The organism is Escherichia sp. E2562, assembly GCF_005781075.1.
GTDB lineage: Bacteria > Pseudomonadota > Gammaproteobacteria > Enterobacterales > Enterobacteriaceae > Escherichia.
The window spans coordinates 514,584-528,798 of the sequence record NZ_VATM01000003.1 but is presented as its reverse complement, the minus strand read 5'-3'; the positions used below and the strand labels follow the sequence as shown (position 1 = coordinate 528,798).

The following is a 14,215-nucleotide window of genomic DNA, read 5'->3' as shown; positions in this document are numbered from 1 at the left end:
TCCATTTATCATTTATGTCGTAAATATGTAATCCATGCAAAATACGTCATTTAAAGCTGGCGTTATCATAATTGGGAATTTGCGACTTTAATAAGTGGAAGTGTGAGCGGAACGAGCCATTTTATTAGGCATTTGTGCTGAAGAGGGAAAATTACGGCATATTTATTATTGTCATCAATAATGTGACCTAACTTATGTTTTTATTATATATATTGCTTTTCTCTTTCACTTCGGCAAGAAGTCCGCACAATGATTAATCAGGTGAATAATTCGGAGTATAACCATGAAACCTGTTGTGCTGGTGGTGGATGATGACACGGCTATCTGCGCACTGTTGCAGGACGTGTTAAGTGAACATGTCTTTACGGTTTCGGTCTGCCATACCGGGCAGGAGGCAATATCACGTGTTGAGGGCGATCCTGATATCGCGCTGGTAGTGCTGGATATGATGCTACCCGATACCAACGGCCTGAGGGTATTGCAACAATTACAGAAAATGCGTCCTGCACTGCCGGTGGTGATGCTGACCGGCCTGGGCAGTGAGTCTGATGTGGTGGTCGGGCTGGAAATGGGCGCAGATGATTACATCTGCAAGCCGTTTACCCCACGGGTCGTGGTCGCGCGACTAAAAGCGGTGCTACGGCGCGTTGGCGCGCTGGTGGTCAATGAGGAGAAAAACGCCGGACTGTCATTCAATGGCTGGTATCTCGATACCACGCGCTGCCAGTTGCACAATCCGCTACAACAACATGTCGAGCTGACCCAGGGCGAATATGGCTTGTTACTGGCCCTGGCGCAAAACGCTCGTCGGGTATTGAGCCGCGAGCAGTTGCTGGAGTTCACCCACAGCGATAGCGTGGAGGTGTTTGATCGCACCATCGACGTATTAATCATGCGCTTACGCCGCAAAATCGAACTAAACCCGCATCAGCCGATGTTGATTAAAACTCTGCGCGGTCTGGGGTATGTCTTCGCTGCCGACGTGCACTAATCCGACAATTCTGTTTGTAGTTCTTCCAGCGTTTTTGCCCCGTCGATAGCATTGGCACATAACAGGCTTGCCCGCGCGCAGGCGTGTGCCAGTTTGATGCTCTCGGTAAGCGTCCAGCGTTCATGGCAGCCATATAAAAATCCGGCACAAAATGCATCGCCCGCGCCGACGCTGCCGATAATTTCCCGTTGCTCTAACTTTTGCGAAGGGATCCACACGCCGCCCTGTTCCGGTGTCTCTCCCCAGGCACCTTCCGGGCAGTGGATCACCACTCGCTGGCGTACGCCCGCATCTAACAGTTCACGCGCGGCGGCAGCAATATGCACGATATGCGGTTCGCCGTTGGGTAAGCGAATTTCCAGCCCGCTAAACTCCCCGGCCTCCAGTTCGTTAATTATCAGATAATCCAGATGGCGCAACGCGGGCAGCACCATCGGCTGATAACGCGGATCGCCCTTGCGGGAGACAAGGTCGAGCGAGGTTTCAAAGCCATTATCACGCATTTGCGCCAGCAGACGCGCGCTACGAGTACCGTAAACATCGTCCGGCATATCCAGGCTATCGAGCAACAGTAAATAGCCGAGATGGAAAATCTTCATGCTGTTATCAAGCTGATCGAACGCCGGAAGATCAAGCAGTCGGTTAGCGCCCGGCGAATGGAAAAAGGTGCGCTGCCCGCCGGGGTCGGTCATCACCTGCGACATCGACGTCGGGGCAAAGGTGGTGCGCTGCACATGCTGGCGATTGACGTGATATTGCTCAAGCATCGCCATGATGTAATCGCCGTCGCTGTCCTGACCGATTAGCCCGACCGCCTGTAACGGCATCCCGGTGCGCATTTTCGCCAGCGTCAGCAGGACGTTAAGCGGCGCGCCTCCGGTTGAGCGTTCGCTGTGGGTGATCTCCGCCAGCCAGCCGCGCTCTGGCCACTGGATAATCTGATGGACGTGGTCAACCAGCATATTGCCTGCGGCGATAATCCCTTTACGTTCCATCATGCTTGCCCCGCACTGCCGAAAATACGCATCTGTTGTGCAACCGTATCGCTGATGGCGGCTTCCACTGCCAGCAGTAACTCGGCGAACTCGTCATACATCGGCAGACGGCGCGCCATTCGGGCCTCAACGGCTGCCAGCGCCGCTTGCGACATACCAGTGTAGAAATTGATTTTGTGGATACCCCGTTCGATGGCGCGGCGGAAATCGGCATCGCTAATCCCTGAGCCGCCGTGTAACACCAGCGGGATAGCCGCCTGCTGGCGGATAGCGTCGAGGCGCGGGAAATCGAGTTTCGGTTCGCCGCGATATTTGCCGTGTGCATTGCCAATCGCCACGGCCAGCGCGTCAATGCCGGTACGGTCGACAAAATCACGCGCCAGTTGCGGATCGGTAAACAGAGATTCATCGGCATGACCGTAAAGCGCACCGCCTTCGTCGCCACCTACCGCGCCCAGTTCAGCTTCTACCGATACGCCAACGGCATGGCACATTTTCACCACTTCCCGCGTCTGGCGGACATTTTCTTCATACTCCAGCGTGGAGCCGTCAAACATTACCGAGCTGAATCCCAGCCGCAACGCTTGCACCACCGATTCAAAATGCAGCCCGTGATCGAGATTTAACACCACCGGAATGGCATGGCGCGCCGCTTCAAATTTCACGGCTTCGACCAGGGAATCCAGCGAGATATATTTAAAATGTACTTCGGCAATGTTGATAATAAACGGCGAGCGTTCCAGTCTGGCCGCAGCGAATAGCGCGCGTAAAAAGTGTGAGTCCAGCACATTAAACGCGCCTAACGCATAGTGATGTTCGCGGGCATGAGCCAGCCCTTCAGCGAGAGAAATCAACGGCATAACGTTCTCCTTATTCAGCGGAACTGGCGGTATTCGTTACACAACACCAACTGGGCCGGTTCGTCTTCGTCAATCAGGTTGTAGCGGTCCAGCGGCTGTAAAAAGTGGTTATCGTGGTCGTCGTCATTAACAGAAGAGACTTCGCCAACCAGCACATCGCCAAAACCGGCTTCTGCCCAAAAGCTGTGATAAAGGCCAGGCGGCAGGCAGATACTTTCGCCGGGAGACAGGCGCAACTGACTGCCTGCGGTATGTTTCTGGCGGCAGCCGTCGATCACCACCGTAACGTCGCTATCAACCGTTTGCTCGTTGCTATCGGCATTCCACAGTTCAACAATCAAATTGCCGCCGCCGCGATTGATAATGTCCTCACGCTTACGCCAGTGAAAATGCATTGGCGTTACCTGCGCATCGCGCACATGCATGATCTTCTCGGCGTAACATTTCACATACGGCATTCCTTTTGGTGAGCCGTTACGCAGGGTAAACAGCGTCAGCCCCTGTGCAGCAAAGTCGTTGCCACCAAAAGCGGTAACATCCCAGCCGAGTTTGAGCTCAAAAACTTCCTCCCACGCAGTGGAGTCGAGTTGTTGCCATTGGGCAGGCGTGAAACTGGCAAAGGGCGGAAGATGCACGTCATGTTGCGAAAAGAATTGCCGTGTATGGCCGAGAATGTCGTTTATAGCGGAGCGTTTCATCGAAAGCGTTCTCCTTAGCGGTGGCCGGGCAGCTGCGCCGCCCGGCGTGTGGACTTATTTCACCGTCCAGCCTTTGTAATTGCCGACGTTGTTTTTGTCGATCATCGTCACCGGGATCAGCACCGGCTCTTTCGGCGCGGGTTTGCCCTGCAAAATGTCGTAGCCAATTTCCACCGCTTTCGCTGCCATCACCTGGGGATCTTGCGCAGGGGTGGCGACAAACAACGAGTTCTCACGTTTCAGCGCCTCTTCGGCGTCCGGGCTTCCGTCAACGCCGACAATAAAGAACTCGCTACGTTGTGCCTGTTTGGCTGCCAGATCGGCACCGATCGCGGTGGGATCGTTAATCGCAAATACGCCGTCGATCTTCGGATTTGCCGCCAGCAGTCCGGTCATTACCTCCAGCCCGCCTTCACGACTGCCTTTGGCGTTCTGGTTGTCAGAGAGCACCTTGATGTCAGGATGGCGTTTAAATTCAGTCTGGCAGCCTTCAACGCGGTTTTGCACGGCGGACACCGGAGGCCCGTTGATGATCACCACGTTGCCTTTGCCTTTCAGGCGATCGGTGATGTACTTACAGGCCATTTCGCCTGCCTGGGTGTTATCGGAAGTGATGGTGGCATCGGCGCCTTCTGCCGCTACGTCAACTGCGACGACCACGATCCCGGCGTCTTTCGCCCGTTTCACCGCCGGGCCGATCCCTTTTGAATCGGCAGCGTTGAGGATGATCATATCGACGTTAGCGGCGATAAAGTTGTCGATCTGCGACACCTGCTGGCCCAGATCGTAGCCGCTGGAAACCAGCGTCACTTTGACGTTATCGCCTGCCAGTTTGCGTGCTTCCAGCTCCGCGCCTTTGGTGATCTGTACGAAGAACGGGTTCGCCAGGTCGCCCACCGTCACGCCTATCGATTTCAGATCTTTCGCCTGGGCGAACGGTGCCGCTGCCAGCAGCGCGCCTGCACAGAGCGCGGTCACTAAGGGCTTCAATCTCATGCTGTATTCCTCATGTGTAGGGTATTGTTGTTATGCGCTTTGATGATGTCGGGTACGGTATTTATCGATCAGCACCGCAATGATGATCACCGCCCCTTTGATCACCAGTTGCCAGAAGTAAGAGACGCCCATTAGGGTCATGCCGTTGTTTAGCGTGGCGATAATCAGCGCCCCAACCAGCGTGCCGGTGATGGTGCCGATGCCACCGACAAAACTGGTGCCGCCGAGGATCACCGCCGCAATGGCATCCAGTTCGTACCCCATGCCTAAGTTGCCGTTGGCGCTGTACAGCCGCGAGGCGCTCATAATCCCGCCAAGCCCTGAAAGCAGGCCGCTCATGCCATAAACAAACAGCAGCACCAGCCAGACCTTAATGCCGGTAAGACGCGCTGCCTGCATATTGCCGCCGACGGCGTAGATATGAACGCCAAGCGTGGTGCGGCGCAGAATAAACCAGCACAGCACAATCACTGCGAGGGCAATCACCACCAGCCACGGGACAGGCCCAAGATAGTTATTACCTATCCACTCGAAATTAATGTTGGAGTTGATGACCGTGGTGCCGTCCGCCAGCAGATACGCCGCCCCGCGTAGCGCCGTATAGGTGCCGAGCGTGACGATAAACGGTGGCAATCCGGCAAAGGCCACCAGTGCGCCGTTGAACAACCCCAGCAGCAGGCCGAACATCAGCGCCGCTGGAATCGACAGCATGGCGAACTCCGGGCTAAGGGAGACGACCATCGCCGCTACCGCCGTGGTGCCGAGAATTGAACCTACAGAAAGGTCGATCCCGCCAGTCAAAATGATGAAGGTCATCCCCGCCGCCAGCACAATGTTGATCGACGCCTGGCGGGTAATATTTAGCAGGTTGCTTTCGGTAAAAAAGTTTGGCGCGATAAAGCCAAATACCGCCACGATCAGAATTAAAATGGGCAAAATGCCGACCGTTTGCATCAGATCGCTCATCAGCATTTTTTTGGCAGAGGTCTTTACAGAGGTCGTCATGAGGGCACCGCCTGGGAATGGGCGTCGTTGACGCCAGTCGCTAAGGTCATAATGTTTTCCTGGGTGATGTTTTTGCCGTTTAACTCACCGGCAATGCTGCCTTCGCGCATCACATAAACGCGATCGCTCATGCCGACTATCTCCGGCAGTTCGCTGGAGATCATTAGGATCGCCACGCCTTTGCGCGCCATCTCGTTCATGATCCGGTAGATCTCGCTTTTTGCGCCGACATCCACACCACGCGTGGGTTCGTCGAGCAGTAAAATACGCGGGCCAATCGCCACCCAGCGGGAGATCAACAGCTTTTGCTGATTGCCGCCTGAAAGCCCGCCCGCTCGCACCTGGGCATGAGGCACGCGGATGTTGAGCAACTTAATGGCGTCATCGGAGATGGTTTGTGCTTTTTTGCGGTTGAGTATTCCCCAGCTGGCATCGCGCTCCAGGGTTGCCATGGTGATGTTTTCGGCTGCCGCCATTTCAAGGAACAAACCTTGTTCTTTGCGATTTTCGGTGAGAAAACCAATGCCAAGATCGATAGCTTCGCGCGGGGAGTGGATCACCACCGGTTCACCATCGACTTCAATCATTCCGCCCGTCGCTTTATGCACGCCGAAGATCAACTGCGCCAGCTCTGAACGTCCGGCTCCTACCAGCCCGGCGAGGCCGACAATTTCGCCGGAACGCACCAGCAGGCTACTCGGCTGGACTTTGCCACCGTCGGTCAGGTGGTGAACATTCAGGCGGGCTTTGCCGAGCGGGATATCGCGCTCTTTATTGAACAGATCGCTCAGTGGCCTGCCGACCATCATCCGTACCAGTTCAGCGGCGTTGAGGTTATCGCGGGTCAGGCTGCCAACGTATTGCCCGTCGCGCAGCACGCTGACGCGATCGGAAAGCTCATACACTTCCGCCATGCGGTGGCTGATATAGATAATCGCCATCCCTTCATCGCGCAGCCGCATAATCAGTTCAAACAGGCGGTGAGTTTCACGCGAGGAGAGGGCGGCGGTGGGTTCGTCCATCACCAGAATGCGGCTGTTGCGATGCAGCGCGCGGGCGATTTCGACCTGTTGTTGCTCGGCAATGGTCAGCGTCATGACTTTATCGCTGGCGTTAAACTGCGCGCCGAGGCGGTCGATCACTTTTTGCGCCTGCATCAGCATCTCTTTGCGCTGCACCAGCCCGCCGTGGGAAAGCTCGCTGCCGAGGAAAATGTTTTCAGCTACCGTCAGATTCGGTGCCAGCTGCATCTCCTGATAAATCAGCGTAATACCGGCGCTTAAGGCATCTTTTGGCGTGCGAATGTGAAAGGGCTTGCCGTCAATCAGGATCTCGCCGCTGGTGGCGGTATACGCCCCCGCCAGCACCTTCATCAGCGTGCTTTTTCCCGCGCCGTTTTCCCCCATCAGGGCATGGATCTCGCCAGGGTAAACCGTCAAATCCACCCCCTTGAGCGCATAAAATTTGCCGAAGGCTTTGGCAATATTGCGCATCTCCAGAACCGGCGTGCTGTTCATGGCAGACTCCTGCGAGGTTGTCGATATCAGCACTCCATCACAGGAAAGTAAATGCAAAATGTCAGAAGCCGTTCATATTTGTCATATTGCGATTTTTCTTTACGGAGCGTGATATGGCGCACCCCGGACATCACTTTTTTGCCAGCGCGCGCGGGCGATTGCTGCTTTTAAATTTGCTGGTGGTGGCGGTGACGCTGATGGTCAGCGGCGTGGCGGTAATGGGTTTTCGTCATGCCAGCCAGATGCAGGAGCAGGTGCAGCAGCAAACGGTGGATGATATGACCGGCAGCCTGAATCTGGCGCGCGACACGGCAAACGTGGCGACGGCGGCGGTGCGATTGTCGCAGGTAGTAGGGGCGCTGGAATACAAAGGTGAAGCCGAGCGATTGCAGGAGACACAGCGGGCGTTAAAAATTTCGCTTGAGCAACTGGCGGACGCGCCTTTAGCGCAGCAGGACGCCGGGCTGGTGACGCGAATCATCACGCGTAGTAACGAACTGCAAACCAGCGTCGGCGGAATGCTGGAGCGCGGGCAAAGGCGGCATCTGGAGCGTAACGCGCTGTTAAGTTCGCTATATCAAAACTTAAGTTATCTGCGACATTTGCAAAAAGTCACTCACGCGGAAGATGACATTTTGCTTAACGAGATGAACCGACTGATTGTTGCCGCTATTGCCACGTCCGCGCCGCAGGCGATTATTCATCAACTGGTCGGGGTGATGTCTGCATTACCGACCCACAGCGATACGCCATTGGTTAATACGCTACTCACTGATTTCAATGATGAACTGCGCAAGCTGGCGCCGCTTTCGGCCGCTCTCGAGCAAAGCGATCTGGCGATCAGCTGGTATATGTTCCACATCAAAGCGCTGGTGGCGATCCTCAATAGTGACATTAACCGTTACGCCGAACAGGTGGCGACGCTCTCCGGTCAGCGGGTGGCACAAAGTTACCAGGATCTGCGCTCCGGCGAGAGGCTGATCATGATTTTCGCTCTGTTAGCGGTGGTGATCACCGCGTTTGCAGGCTGGTATATCTATCGCAATCTCGGCTCTAACCTGACGGCAATTTCCCGCGCCATGAGCCGCCTGGCGCACGGTGAAGCGGACGTCACTTTTCCGGCGTTACAGCGACGCGATGAGTTGGGTGAACTGGCGCGCGCCTTTAACGTTTTTGCCCGCAATACCGCGTCACTCGAACGAACCTCACGGCTGTTGAAAGAGAAAACCACGCAGATGGAGATTGCCCAAACCGAGCGGCAGGGGCTGGAAGAGGCGCTATTGCACAGCCAGAAGTTGAAAGCGGTCGGGCAACTGACGGGCGGGCTGGCGCATGATTTTAATAATCTACTTGCAGTGATTATCGGCAGCCTGGAGCTGGTGAACACGGACTCGCCCGACGCGCCGCGAATACAGCGGGCGCTGCAAGCCGCCGAACGTGGGGCGCTACTGACCCAGCGGCTACTGGCGTTTTCCCGCAAGCAGTCCTTACATCCGCAAGCCGTTGAACTGAAAACTCTGCTGGAAGAGTTAAGCGAATTAATGCGCCACTCCTTACCGGCAACCCTGGCGCTGGAGATCGAAGCGCAGTCTCCGGCGTGGCCTGCGTGGATTGACGTCAGCCAGCTGGAAAACGCCATCATCAATCTGGTAGTGAACGCCCGCGATGCGATGGAAGGGCAGACGGGAATCATCAAAATTCGCACCTGGAATCAGCGTGTCACCCGCAGCAGTGGGCAGCGACAGGACATGGTGGCGCTGGAGGTCATCGATCATGGCAGCGGCATGTCGCAGGCGGTGAAAAGCCAGGTGTTCGAGCCGTTCTTTACCACCAAACAGACGGGCAGCGGCAGTGGGCTGGGCTTGTCGATGGTCTATGGTTTCGTGCGCCAGTCGGGCGGGCGCGTAGAAATTGAAAGCGCGCCGGGGCAGGGAACAACGGTCAGATTACAGCTTCCCCGCGCGCTGACGGTGGCGAAAAACCTCTCGCCAGCGGTGGTAGAGCAGACAGCCGTCAGCGGCGATAAACTGGTGTTAGTGCTGGAAGATGAAGCCGCGGTGCGCCAGACCATCTGCGAGCAGTTGCACCTGCTGGGCTATTTGACGCTGGAAGCGAGCAGCGGCGAACAGGCGCTGGACCTGCTGGCGGCATCAGCAGAAATCGATATTTTTATCAGTGACTTAATGCTCCCCGGCGGCATGAGCGGCGCAGAAGTGGTCAATGCGGCCCGCAAACTTTACCCGCACCTGACGCTGCTACTCATCAGTGGTCAGGATTTACGCCCCAGCCATAACCCCGCGCTGCCCGATGTGGCGCTACTGCGCAAACCTTTTACCCGCGCGCAGCTGGCGCAGGCGCTGGGGCAAATTGAGGGATGATTTTCAGAATTTATCAAGAGGCCTGAAGCAAACGTGCTGCTATTGTGAGCAATTCTGTTCTGAATGGGATATAAAAGGAATTATGCCAGTACTGACAAGAGGCGATTCACATATGATCGTGATGCCAACCACCTATAGCCCTATGACGGTTGCTCGTTCTTTTCGCGTGGTGGAAGAGATCGAGCTTTCTGGACGTCTGTTACAGGTAATTTATGACAAGCAGACGCCAAGAGCGGCCATCATTGAAGCGGACATTGAAGTTTTTGCAGGCGTGCCGCGTCATCGGGTACTTGCCGCTCTCGATCTGCAGCGTAAAAAAGAGTTCGGCAGCGATATCATTGCCGTTGAACGCTGGTGGGAAGACTCGGATCTGGTACAGGTGGAAGGTATTTGTGTCTCTCCTGGTGAGCGCGATAAGGGGCTGGCAACTCGGCTGTATGAAGCGCTAATTCTGCAATGCGGTATCACGCTAATCAGCGATTTTGATCAATATGATGGCGGGAAGATGCTCTGGCAGAAGATCGCGCGCGAGTCCGATCAGATTTCCGTGTTTGTATTAGACACTGAACAAGGGGCATTTTGGCCTTACGATGGCACGAAAGTGATCTACGATGGCGGTTGCATTCCGGAAGAGCGTATCTGGAGTATTTCACCGGATCAAAAATGTCATGGCATTGTGCTGGTGGCGGAAAATAAACAGCGAGCTAACCAGCTAATGGAAGAGTCTGCGCCTTACCGAATTTGAGATTACTCCGCTACTCCGCTCATTCACACTCAACTAACGTTAAGCCAGTCCATTGCAGAGACTGGCTTATGAAACCTTACTCCACGCTCTTTCTTTTCACCCTGCTCACGCTGTCCACCGTTCCGGCCCAGGCCGATATTATCGACGACACCATTGGCAATATTCAGCAGGCGATTAACGACGCTTATAACCCTGACCGTGGGCGTGACTATGAAGATTCGCGCGACGACGGCTGGCAGCGTCAAGTGAGCGACGATCGGCGCAGACAATATGACGACCGCCACCGCCAGTTTGAAGATCGCCGCAGGCAGCTGGACGATCGCCAGCGCCAGCTTGATCGGGAGCGTCGGCAACTGGAAGATGAAGAGCGGAGGATGGAAGATGAGTATGGGCGGTGAGGGGGCCAGTGCGCACATTCTCCCCATCACGCTACCCCAATCTCCATCCCATCAAACCCCGCCTCAAATCCCGACGGCAGCGCGTTCTCCATCAGCCACGCATCAAACTGGTGGCTGATGTGCGTCAGAATCACGCGCGGCGAGCGGATAACTTCATTCAGCGCCAGCACGGTGTTTAAATCGCAGTGATTACGCGGCGCATCCTCGCGCGGCGGGTGGCTGCAATCAATCACCATCACTTGCGGCTGGTTATTGCGTAAAAATTTCAGCGTTTTTTCCGGCAGGCCAGCGGTGTCAGACAGCCACGCCACCCGGCTATGTGCCGTTTCCAGTAAATAGCCGAAAGTGAGTTTTGAGTGGGTGAGCGGCAGGGGCGTGACCTGCACCCCCTGCAAATCAAACACTACAAACGGTTCCACCGTGTGGCTGAAATCAAGCAGGCCCGGATGTTTAAACAGATCGTCGCAACCCTGTTCATCCGGCGGGCCGTAAACCGGGATCGGATCGCCAACGCCCCAGCGCAGCGGAAACAGCCCCTGCACGTGATCCATATGATAATGCGTCAGCAAAAACTGCTGGAACGATCCGGGTGACCAGCGATCGGCGAGATCGTGCCGCCCGGCGTCGATCAGGGTGACAGCCTCGTTAAACTTCACCACGCCGCTGCATGGCTGGCGGCGATACTGCGGTGAGCGCCGCGCTCTGACGCAGGCCGCGCACTCACAGCCCCATGCCGGAACGCCCTGTGCGCCGCCAGTGCCGGTGAGCGTGAGAGTCAGGCTCATGTTACAGCGCCTTCGTGAAGCGGAAATGGCTCTGCTCGTAGCCTTCGCGCAGATAGAAACGGTGCGCGTCGTGGCGCTTCACGTTGGTGGAAAGCTCGGTCATTTCGGCCCCGGCCTGGCGGGCTTCTTCTTCTGCCCATGCCAGCAACTTGCTACCGACGTTCAGGCCGCGCGCCTGCGGCATCACCACCAGTTCCTGAATTTCGCCGATCCAGTTGACATGATGCAGATGAAACTGCAAATGCAGGCCGATCATGCCGACAACTTCGCCATCCAGCAGCGCCAGATGGTAGCGCATATTCGGGTCGCGCAGGTTGGCGTTAAAGCCCACGCGAAACGCGTGATGGTCAAACTCCGCCTGTTTTAGCTCACAAATCAGCGCGTAAACCGCGTCGGTATCGTACTGCGTGGCCGGGCGAAGCTCACAAGCAGGCATGGTGTTTCTCCTTCTGATGGATCAGCGTCAGCAGCGTGTCGACCGACTGGCGCAGGCTGCCGTCATTGTTGAGCGTATGGCAATCCTGCGGAGTATAGCGGGCGGCGCGCGCCAGCCGGGCGTTAATTTCACTGGGGTTTTCACGCCCACGGTTTTCCAGGCGCTGGCGGAGGATCTCCGGCGAAACCTGTAAACAAATGGGCAGCAGCGCCGATTGATAGCGCGCCCGCGCCTGCGGCAAATGCGCGCGTGAGCCGTTGACCACCACGTCGAATCCAGCGTGCAGCCAGAGGTCAATCTCGATGCCGATGCCATAATACAGACCATTAGCGTGCCAGCTTAAGGCCAGCAGATTTTGCCCCGCGCGGGTAAAAAACTCCTGCTCGCTCAGGGCGATATGGTTTTCGCTTCCGGCACAGGCATCGCGCGTGATGTAGCGATGTGCCACCAGTAACTGCGCCTGTTCCCGCTGGCGCAGCGCCGCCAGCAGGCTGTCTTTCCCGGAGCCGGAAGGCCCCATCAACCAGATTAGCTTTCCCATCATCAGAACACCCTTTTACCCTGACGCCAGACGTGGTCGATATGAATATGATTGCCCTTGCGATGCGCCAGCACCAGGTCGGCGCGTTTGCCCTCGCCAATCACCCCGCGATCCTGAAGATTCAGCGCCTGGGCCGGATTTTTGGTCACCAGCTTCACCGCCTGCGGCAGCGTAAAGCGGTTGCTCTGGTCATCGGCGACGCGAAATGCCGCATCCAGCAGGCTGGCGGGGTAGTAGTCGGAAGAGAGGATATCCAGCAGGTCAAGCTGCGCCAGTTCACTTGCCGCCACGTTGCCGGAGTGCGAGCCGCCACGCACGATATTCGGCGCGCCCATCAGCACGTTCATGCCATGCTTACGCGAGGCTTCCGCTGCTTCAAACGTGGTGGGAAATTCGGCGATCACGCTGCCAAGCTGGTGGGATTCGGCGACGTGGGCGTGCGTGGCGTCATCGTGGCTGGCAAGCGCAATCTGGCGTGTGCGGCAGATCGCGGCAATGGTTTCGCGATTCGGCTGCGACCAGCGTGCGGCGAGCGCCAGTTGTTCCTCTTCGTACTGCTGCATCTGCGCATCGGTGAGCGAGTATTTGCCCTGATAATATTCGCGATACTTCTCGCGGTTGGCGAACTGGCGCTGGCCGGGTGAGTGGTCCATCAACGACACCAGCGTGACTGGCTCGCGCTGCACCAGTTTTTCAAACAGCGGCAGCGTGGTGTGATGCGGCAGTTCGCAGCGCAGGTGCAGACGGTGCTCGGCGCGGTTGACGCCGCGTTTCTGCGTCTCTTCGATGGCGTTGATCATCTTCTCCAGATTCTCCAGCCGATCGCCGCCGTCGCGCACATCACCAATCGCCACGGCGTCCAGCACGGTGGTGATGCCGCTCGCCACCATCAGCGCGTCGTGGCTGCTCATCGCCGAGTGGGCAGGCCAGTCAACTTTCGGGCGCGGGGTGAAGAATTTATCGAGGTTGTCGGTATGCAGCTCAATCAGCCCCGGCAGCAGCCAGCCGCCTTCGCCGTCCATCGCTTCTGGCAGGCGGCTCTGGCTTTCGGCAAAGGCGCGGATTTCGCCGTCCTGCATCTCCAGCGAACCGTGCACCACTTCGTTTTCCAGCACCAGTTTGACGTTATTGATAATCATGCAGAGGCTCCCATTGGGTGCAGGCGGTCGGCGACGTCATTGCGTACGGCTTCATCATGGAAGATGCCGACGATGGCCGCGCCACGGGCTTTGGCTTCGCGAATCAGCTCGACTACGGCGGCGCTGTTTTTGGCGTCCAGCGAGGCGGTGGGTTCGTCGAGCAGCAGAATGGGGTAGTCGACGATAAAGCCACGGGCAATGTTGACGCGCTGCTGTTCGCCGCCCGAGAAGGTTGATGGCGCAAGGTGCCACAGGCGTTCCGGTACGTTCAGGCGCGTGAGCAGACGCGCGGCTTTAGCGGCGCAGGCTTCACGCGGAACGCCAGTATCGAGCAGCGGCTGCATCACCACTTCCAGCGCCGAAATACGCGGGATGACGCGCAGAAACTGGCTCACCCAGCCGACGGTGGTTTTGCGGATTTCCACCACTTTGCGCGCTGGTGCAGTGACCAGGTCTACCCATTCGTCACCGTGTTTGATCTGGATTTGCCCTTCGTCGGGCAGATAGTTGGCGTACAGCGAGCGCAGCAGGGTTGATTTGCCGCTGCCGGAGTGGCCGTGGAGCACCACGCATTCGCCCGCGTTGACGGTGAGCGAGGCGCGTTGTAAGACGGGCAGGCGCACGCCGTTTTGCTGGTGCAGGATGAAGGTTTTACTGACGTTTTGTACGTTAATCATTTTTCGCCTCGTGGTTCGGGTGTCGGATGCGACGCTGATGCGTCTTATCCGACC

General features: G+C 56.8%; 15 protein-coding genes. 4 read left to right on the top strand and 11 right to left on the bottom strand.

Annotated elements, in window-relative coordinates:
- Positions 1-283 precede the first annotated feature (283 nt).
- On the top strand, positions 284-991 hold the full coding sequence (locus FEK43_RS06435; protein ID WP_130205859.1) for a response regulator transcription factor: 708 nt from the start codon (positions 284-286) through the stop codon (positions 989-991).
- On the opposite strand, the gene FEK43_RS06430 is transcribed toward FEK43_RS06435, so the two are convergent.
- Genes FEK43_RS06430 through FEK43_RS06405 form a run of 6 tightly spaced genes read right to left on the bottom strand, consistent with a single transcriptional unit; the run spans position 988 to position 7,062 of the window.
- Complete coding sequence (locus FEK43_RS06430; RefSeq protein WP_135408667.1) at positions 988-1,989, bottom strand: carbohydrate kinase family protein; 1,002 nt, start codon at positions 1,987-1,989, stop codon at positions 988-990. The genes FEK43_RS06435 and FEK43_RS06430 overlap by 4 nt on opposite strands.
- A complete protein-coding gene (locus tag FEK43_RS06425) occupies positions 1,986-2,846 on the bottom strand; it encodes a ketose 1,6-bisphosphate aldolase (RefSeq protein WP_135408669.1) in 861 nt (286 codons plus the stop codon). Before FEK43_RS06425 ends, FEK43_RS06430 begins: the two co-directional genes overlap by 4 nt.
- 14 nt (positions 2,847-2,860) lie before the next feature.
- A complete protein-coding gene (locus FEK43_RS06420; RefSeq protein WP_130205865.1) occupies positions 2,861-3,544 on the bottom strand; it encodes a D-lyxose/D-mannose family sugar isomerase in 684 nt (227 codons plus the stop codon).
- A 54-nt stretch (positions 3,545-3,598) separates the two neighbouring features.
- Positions 3,599-4,540: an ABC transporter substrate-binding protein gene (locus tag FEK43_RS06415; RefSeq protein ID WP_131161370.1), complete on the bottom strand. Its 942-nt coding sequence runs from the start codon at positions 4,538-4,540 to the stop codon at positions 3,599-3,601.
- Positions 4,541-4,570: 30 nt separating this feature from the next.
- On the bottom strand, positions 4,571-5,545 hold the full coding sequence (locus FEK43_RS06410) for a ribose ABC transporter permease (RefSeq protein WP_135408671.1): 975 nt from the start codon (positions 5,543-5,545) through the stop codon (positions 4,571-4,573).
- Complete coding sequence (locus tag FEK43_RS06405) at positions 5,542-7,062, bottom strand: sugar ABC transporter ATP-binding protein (RefSeq protein WP_135408673.1); 1,521 nt, start codon at positions 7,060-7,062, stop codon at positions 5,542-5,544. The genes FEK43_RS06410 and FEK43_RS06405 overlap by 4 nt, the downstream gene beginning before the upstream one ends.
- Positions 7,063-7,175: 113 nt before the next feature.
- Here FEK43_RS06405 and FEK43_RS06395 point away from each other — a divergent pair, with 113 nt between their 5' ends.
- The 3 genes from FEK43_RS06395 (at position 7,176) to yjdP (ending at position 10,583) form a co-directional block, all read left to right on the top strand.
- Positions 7,176-9,440, top strand: coding sequence for a hybrid sensor histidine kinase/response regulator (locus tag FEK43_RS06395; RefSeq protein ID WP_135408676.1), 2,265 nt, complete (start codon positions 7,176-7,178; stop codon positions 9,438-9,440).
- A gap of 112 nt (positions 9,441-9,552) precedes the next feature.
- On the top strand, positions 9,553-10,185 hold the full coding sequence (locus FEK43_RS06390; RefSeq protein ID WP_130206094.1) for a GNAT family N-acetyltransferase: 633 nt from the start codon (positions 9,553-9,555) through the stop codon (positions 10,183-10,185).
- Between the two features lie 68 nt (positions 10,186-10,253).
- Positions 10,254-10,583, top strand: a complete 330-nt coding sequence (gene yjdP / locus FEK43_RS06385) for a DDRRRQL repeat protein YjdP (RefSeq protein ID WP_130205873.1) — start codon at positions 10,254-10,256, stop codon at positions 10,581-10,583.
- 26 nt (positions 10,584-10,609) lie between these two features.
- On the opposite strand, the gene phnP is transcribed toward yjdP, so the two are convergent.
- Genes phnP through phnL form a run of 5 tightly spaced genes read right to left on the bottom strand, consistent with a single transcriptional unit; the run spans position 10,610 to position 14,161 of the window.
- A complete protein-coding gene (gene phnP, locus FEK43_RS06380; RefSeq protein ID WP_135408678.1) occupies positions 10,610-11,368 on the bottom strand; it encodes a phosphonate metabolism protein PhnP in 759 nt (252 codons plus the stop codon).
- 1 nt (position 11,369) lies between these two features.
- Positions 11,370-11,804, bottom strand: a complete 435-nt coding sequence (gene phnO / locus FEK43_RS06375; protein WP_001110490.1) for an aminoalkylphosphonate N-acetyltransferase — start codon at positions 11,802-11,804, stop codon at positions 11,370-11,372.
- Positions 11,791-12,348, bottom strand: coding sequence for a ribose 1,5-bisphosphokinase (gene phnN / locus FEK43_RS06370; RefSeq protein ID WP_135408680.1), 558 nt, complete (start codon positions 12,346-12,348; stop codon positions 11,791-11,793). The genes phnO and phnN overlap by 14 nt, the downstream gene beginning before the upstream one ends.
- Positions 12,348-13,484, bottom strand: coding sequence for an alpha-D-ribose 1-methylphosphonate 5-triphosphate diphosphatase (gene phnM, locus FEK43_RS06365; protein WP_130205881.1), 1,137 nt, complete (start codon positions 13,482-13,484; stop codon positions 12,348-12,350). The genes phnN and phnM overlap by 1 nt, the downstream gene beginning before the upstream one ends.
- Positions 13,481-14,161, bottom strand: coding sequence for a phosphonate C-P lyase system protein PhnL (gene phnL / locus FEK43_RS06360; protein WP_000611425.1), 681 nt, complete (start codon positions 14,159-14,161; stop codon positions 13,481-13,483). The genes phnM and phnL overlap by 4 nt, the downstream gene beginning before the upstream one ends.
- Positions 14,162-14,215 lie beyond the last annotated feature (54 nt).

Bases quoted from the DNA above. Each gene is read 5' to 3' on its own strand.
- FEK43_RS06435 (WP_130205859.1), top strand. From the start codon at position 284: ATGAAACCTGTTGTGCTGGTGGTGGATGATGACACGGCTATCTGCGCA.
- FEK43_RS06430 (WP_135408667.1), bottom strand. From the start codon at position 1,989: ATGATGGAACGTAAAGGGATTATCGCCGCAGGCAATATGCTGGTTGAC.
- FEK43_RS06425 (WP_135408669.1), bottom strand. From the start codon at position 2,846: ATGCCGTTGATTTCTCTCGCTGAAGGGCTGGCTCATGCCCGCGAACAT.
- FEK43_RS06420 (WP_130205865.1), bottom strand. From the start codon at position 3,544: ATGAAACGCTCCGCTATAAACGACATTCTCGGCCATACACGGCAATTC.
- FEK43_RS06415 (WP_131161370.1), bottom strand. From the start codon at position 4,540: ATGAGATTGAAGCCCTTAGTGACCGCGCTCTGTGCAGGCGCGCTGCTG.
- FEK43_RS06410 (WP_135408671.1), bottom strand. From the start codon at position 5,545: ATGACGACCTCTGTAAAGACCTCTGCCAAAAAAATGCTGATGAGCGAT.
- FEK43_RS06405 (WP_135408673.1), bottom strand. From the start codon at position 7,062: ATGAACAGCACGCCGGTTCTGGAGATGCGCAATATTGCCAAAGCCTTC.
- FEK43_RS06395 (WP_135408676.1), top strand. From the start codon at position 7,176: ATGGCGCACCCCGGACATCACTTTTTTGCCAGCGCGCGCGGGCGATTG.
- FEK43_RS06390 (WP_130206094.1), top strand. From the start codon at position 9,553: ATGATCGTGATGCCAACCACCTATAGCCCTATGACGGTTGCTCGTTCT.
- yjdP (WP_130205873.1), top strand. From the start codon at position 10,254: ATGAAACCTTACTCCACGCTCTTTCTTTTCACCCTGCTCACGCTGTCC.
- phnP (WP_135408678.1), bottom strand. From the start codon at position 11,368: ATGAGCCTGACTCTCACGCTCACCGGCACTGGCGGCGCACAGGGCGTT.
- phnO (WP_001110490.1), bottom strand. From the start codon at position 11,804: ATGCCTGCTTGTGAGCTTCGCCCGGCCACGCAGTACGATACCGACGCG.
- phnN (WP_135408680.1), bottom strand. From the start codon at position 12,348: ATGATGGGAAAGCTAATCTGGTTGATGGGGCCTTCCGGCTCCGGGAAA.
- phnM (WP_130205881.1), bottom strand. From the start codon at position 13,484: ATGATTATCAATAACGTCAAACTGGTGCTGGAAAACGAAGTGGTGCAC.
- phnL (WP_000611425.1), bottom strand. From the start codon at position 14,161: ATGATTAACGTACAAAACGTCAGTAAAACCTTCATCCTGCACCAGCAA.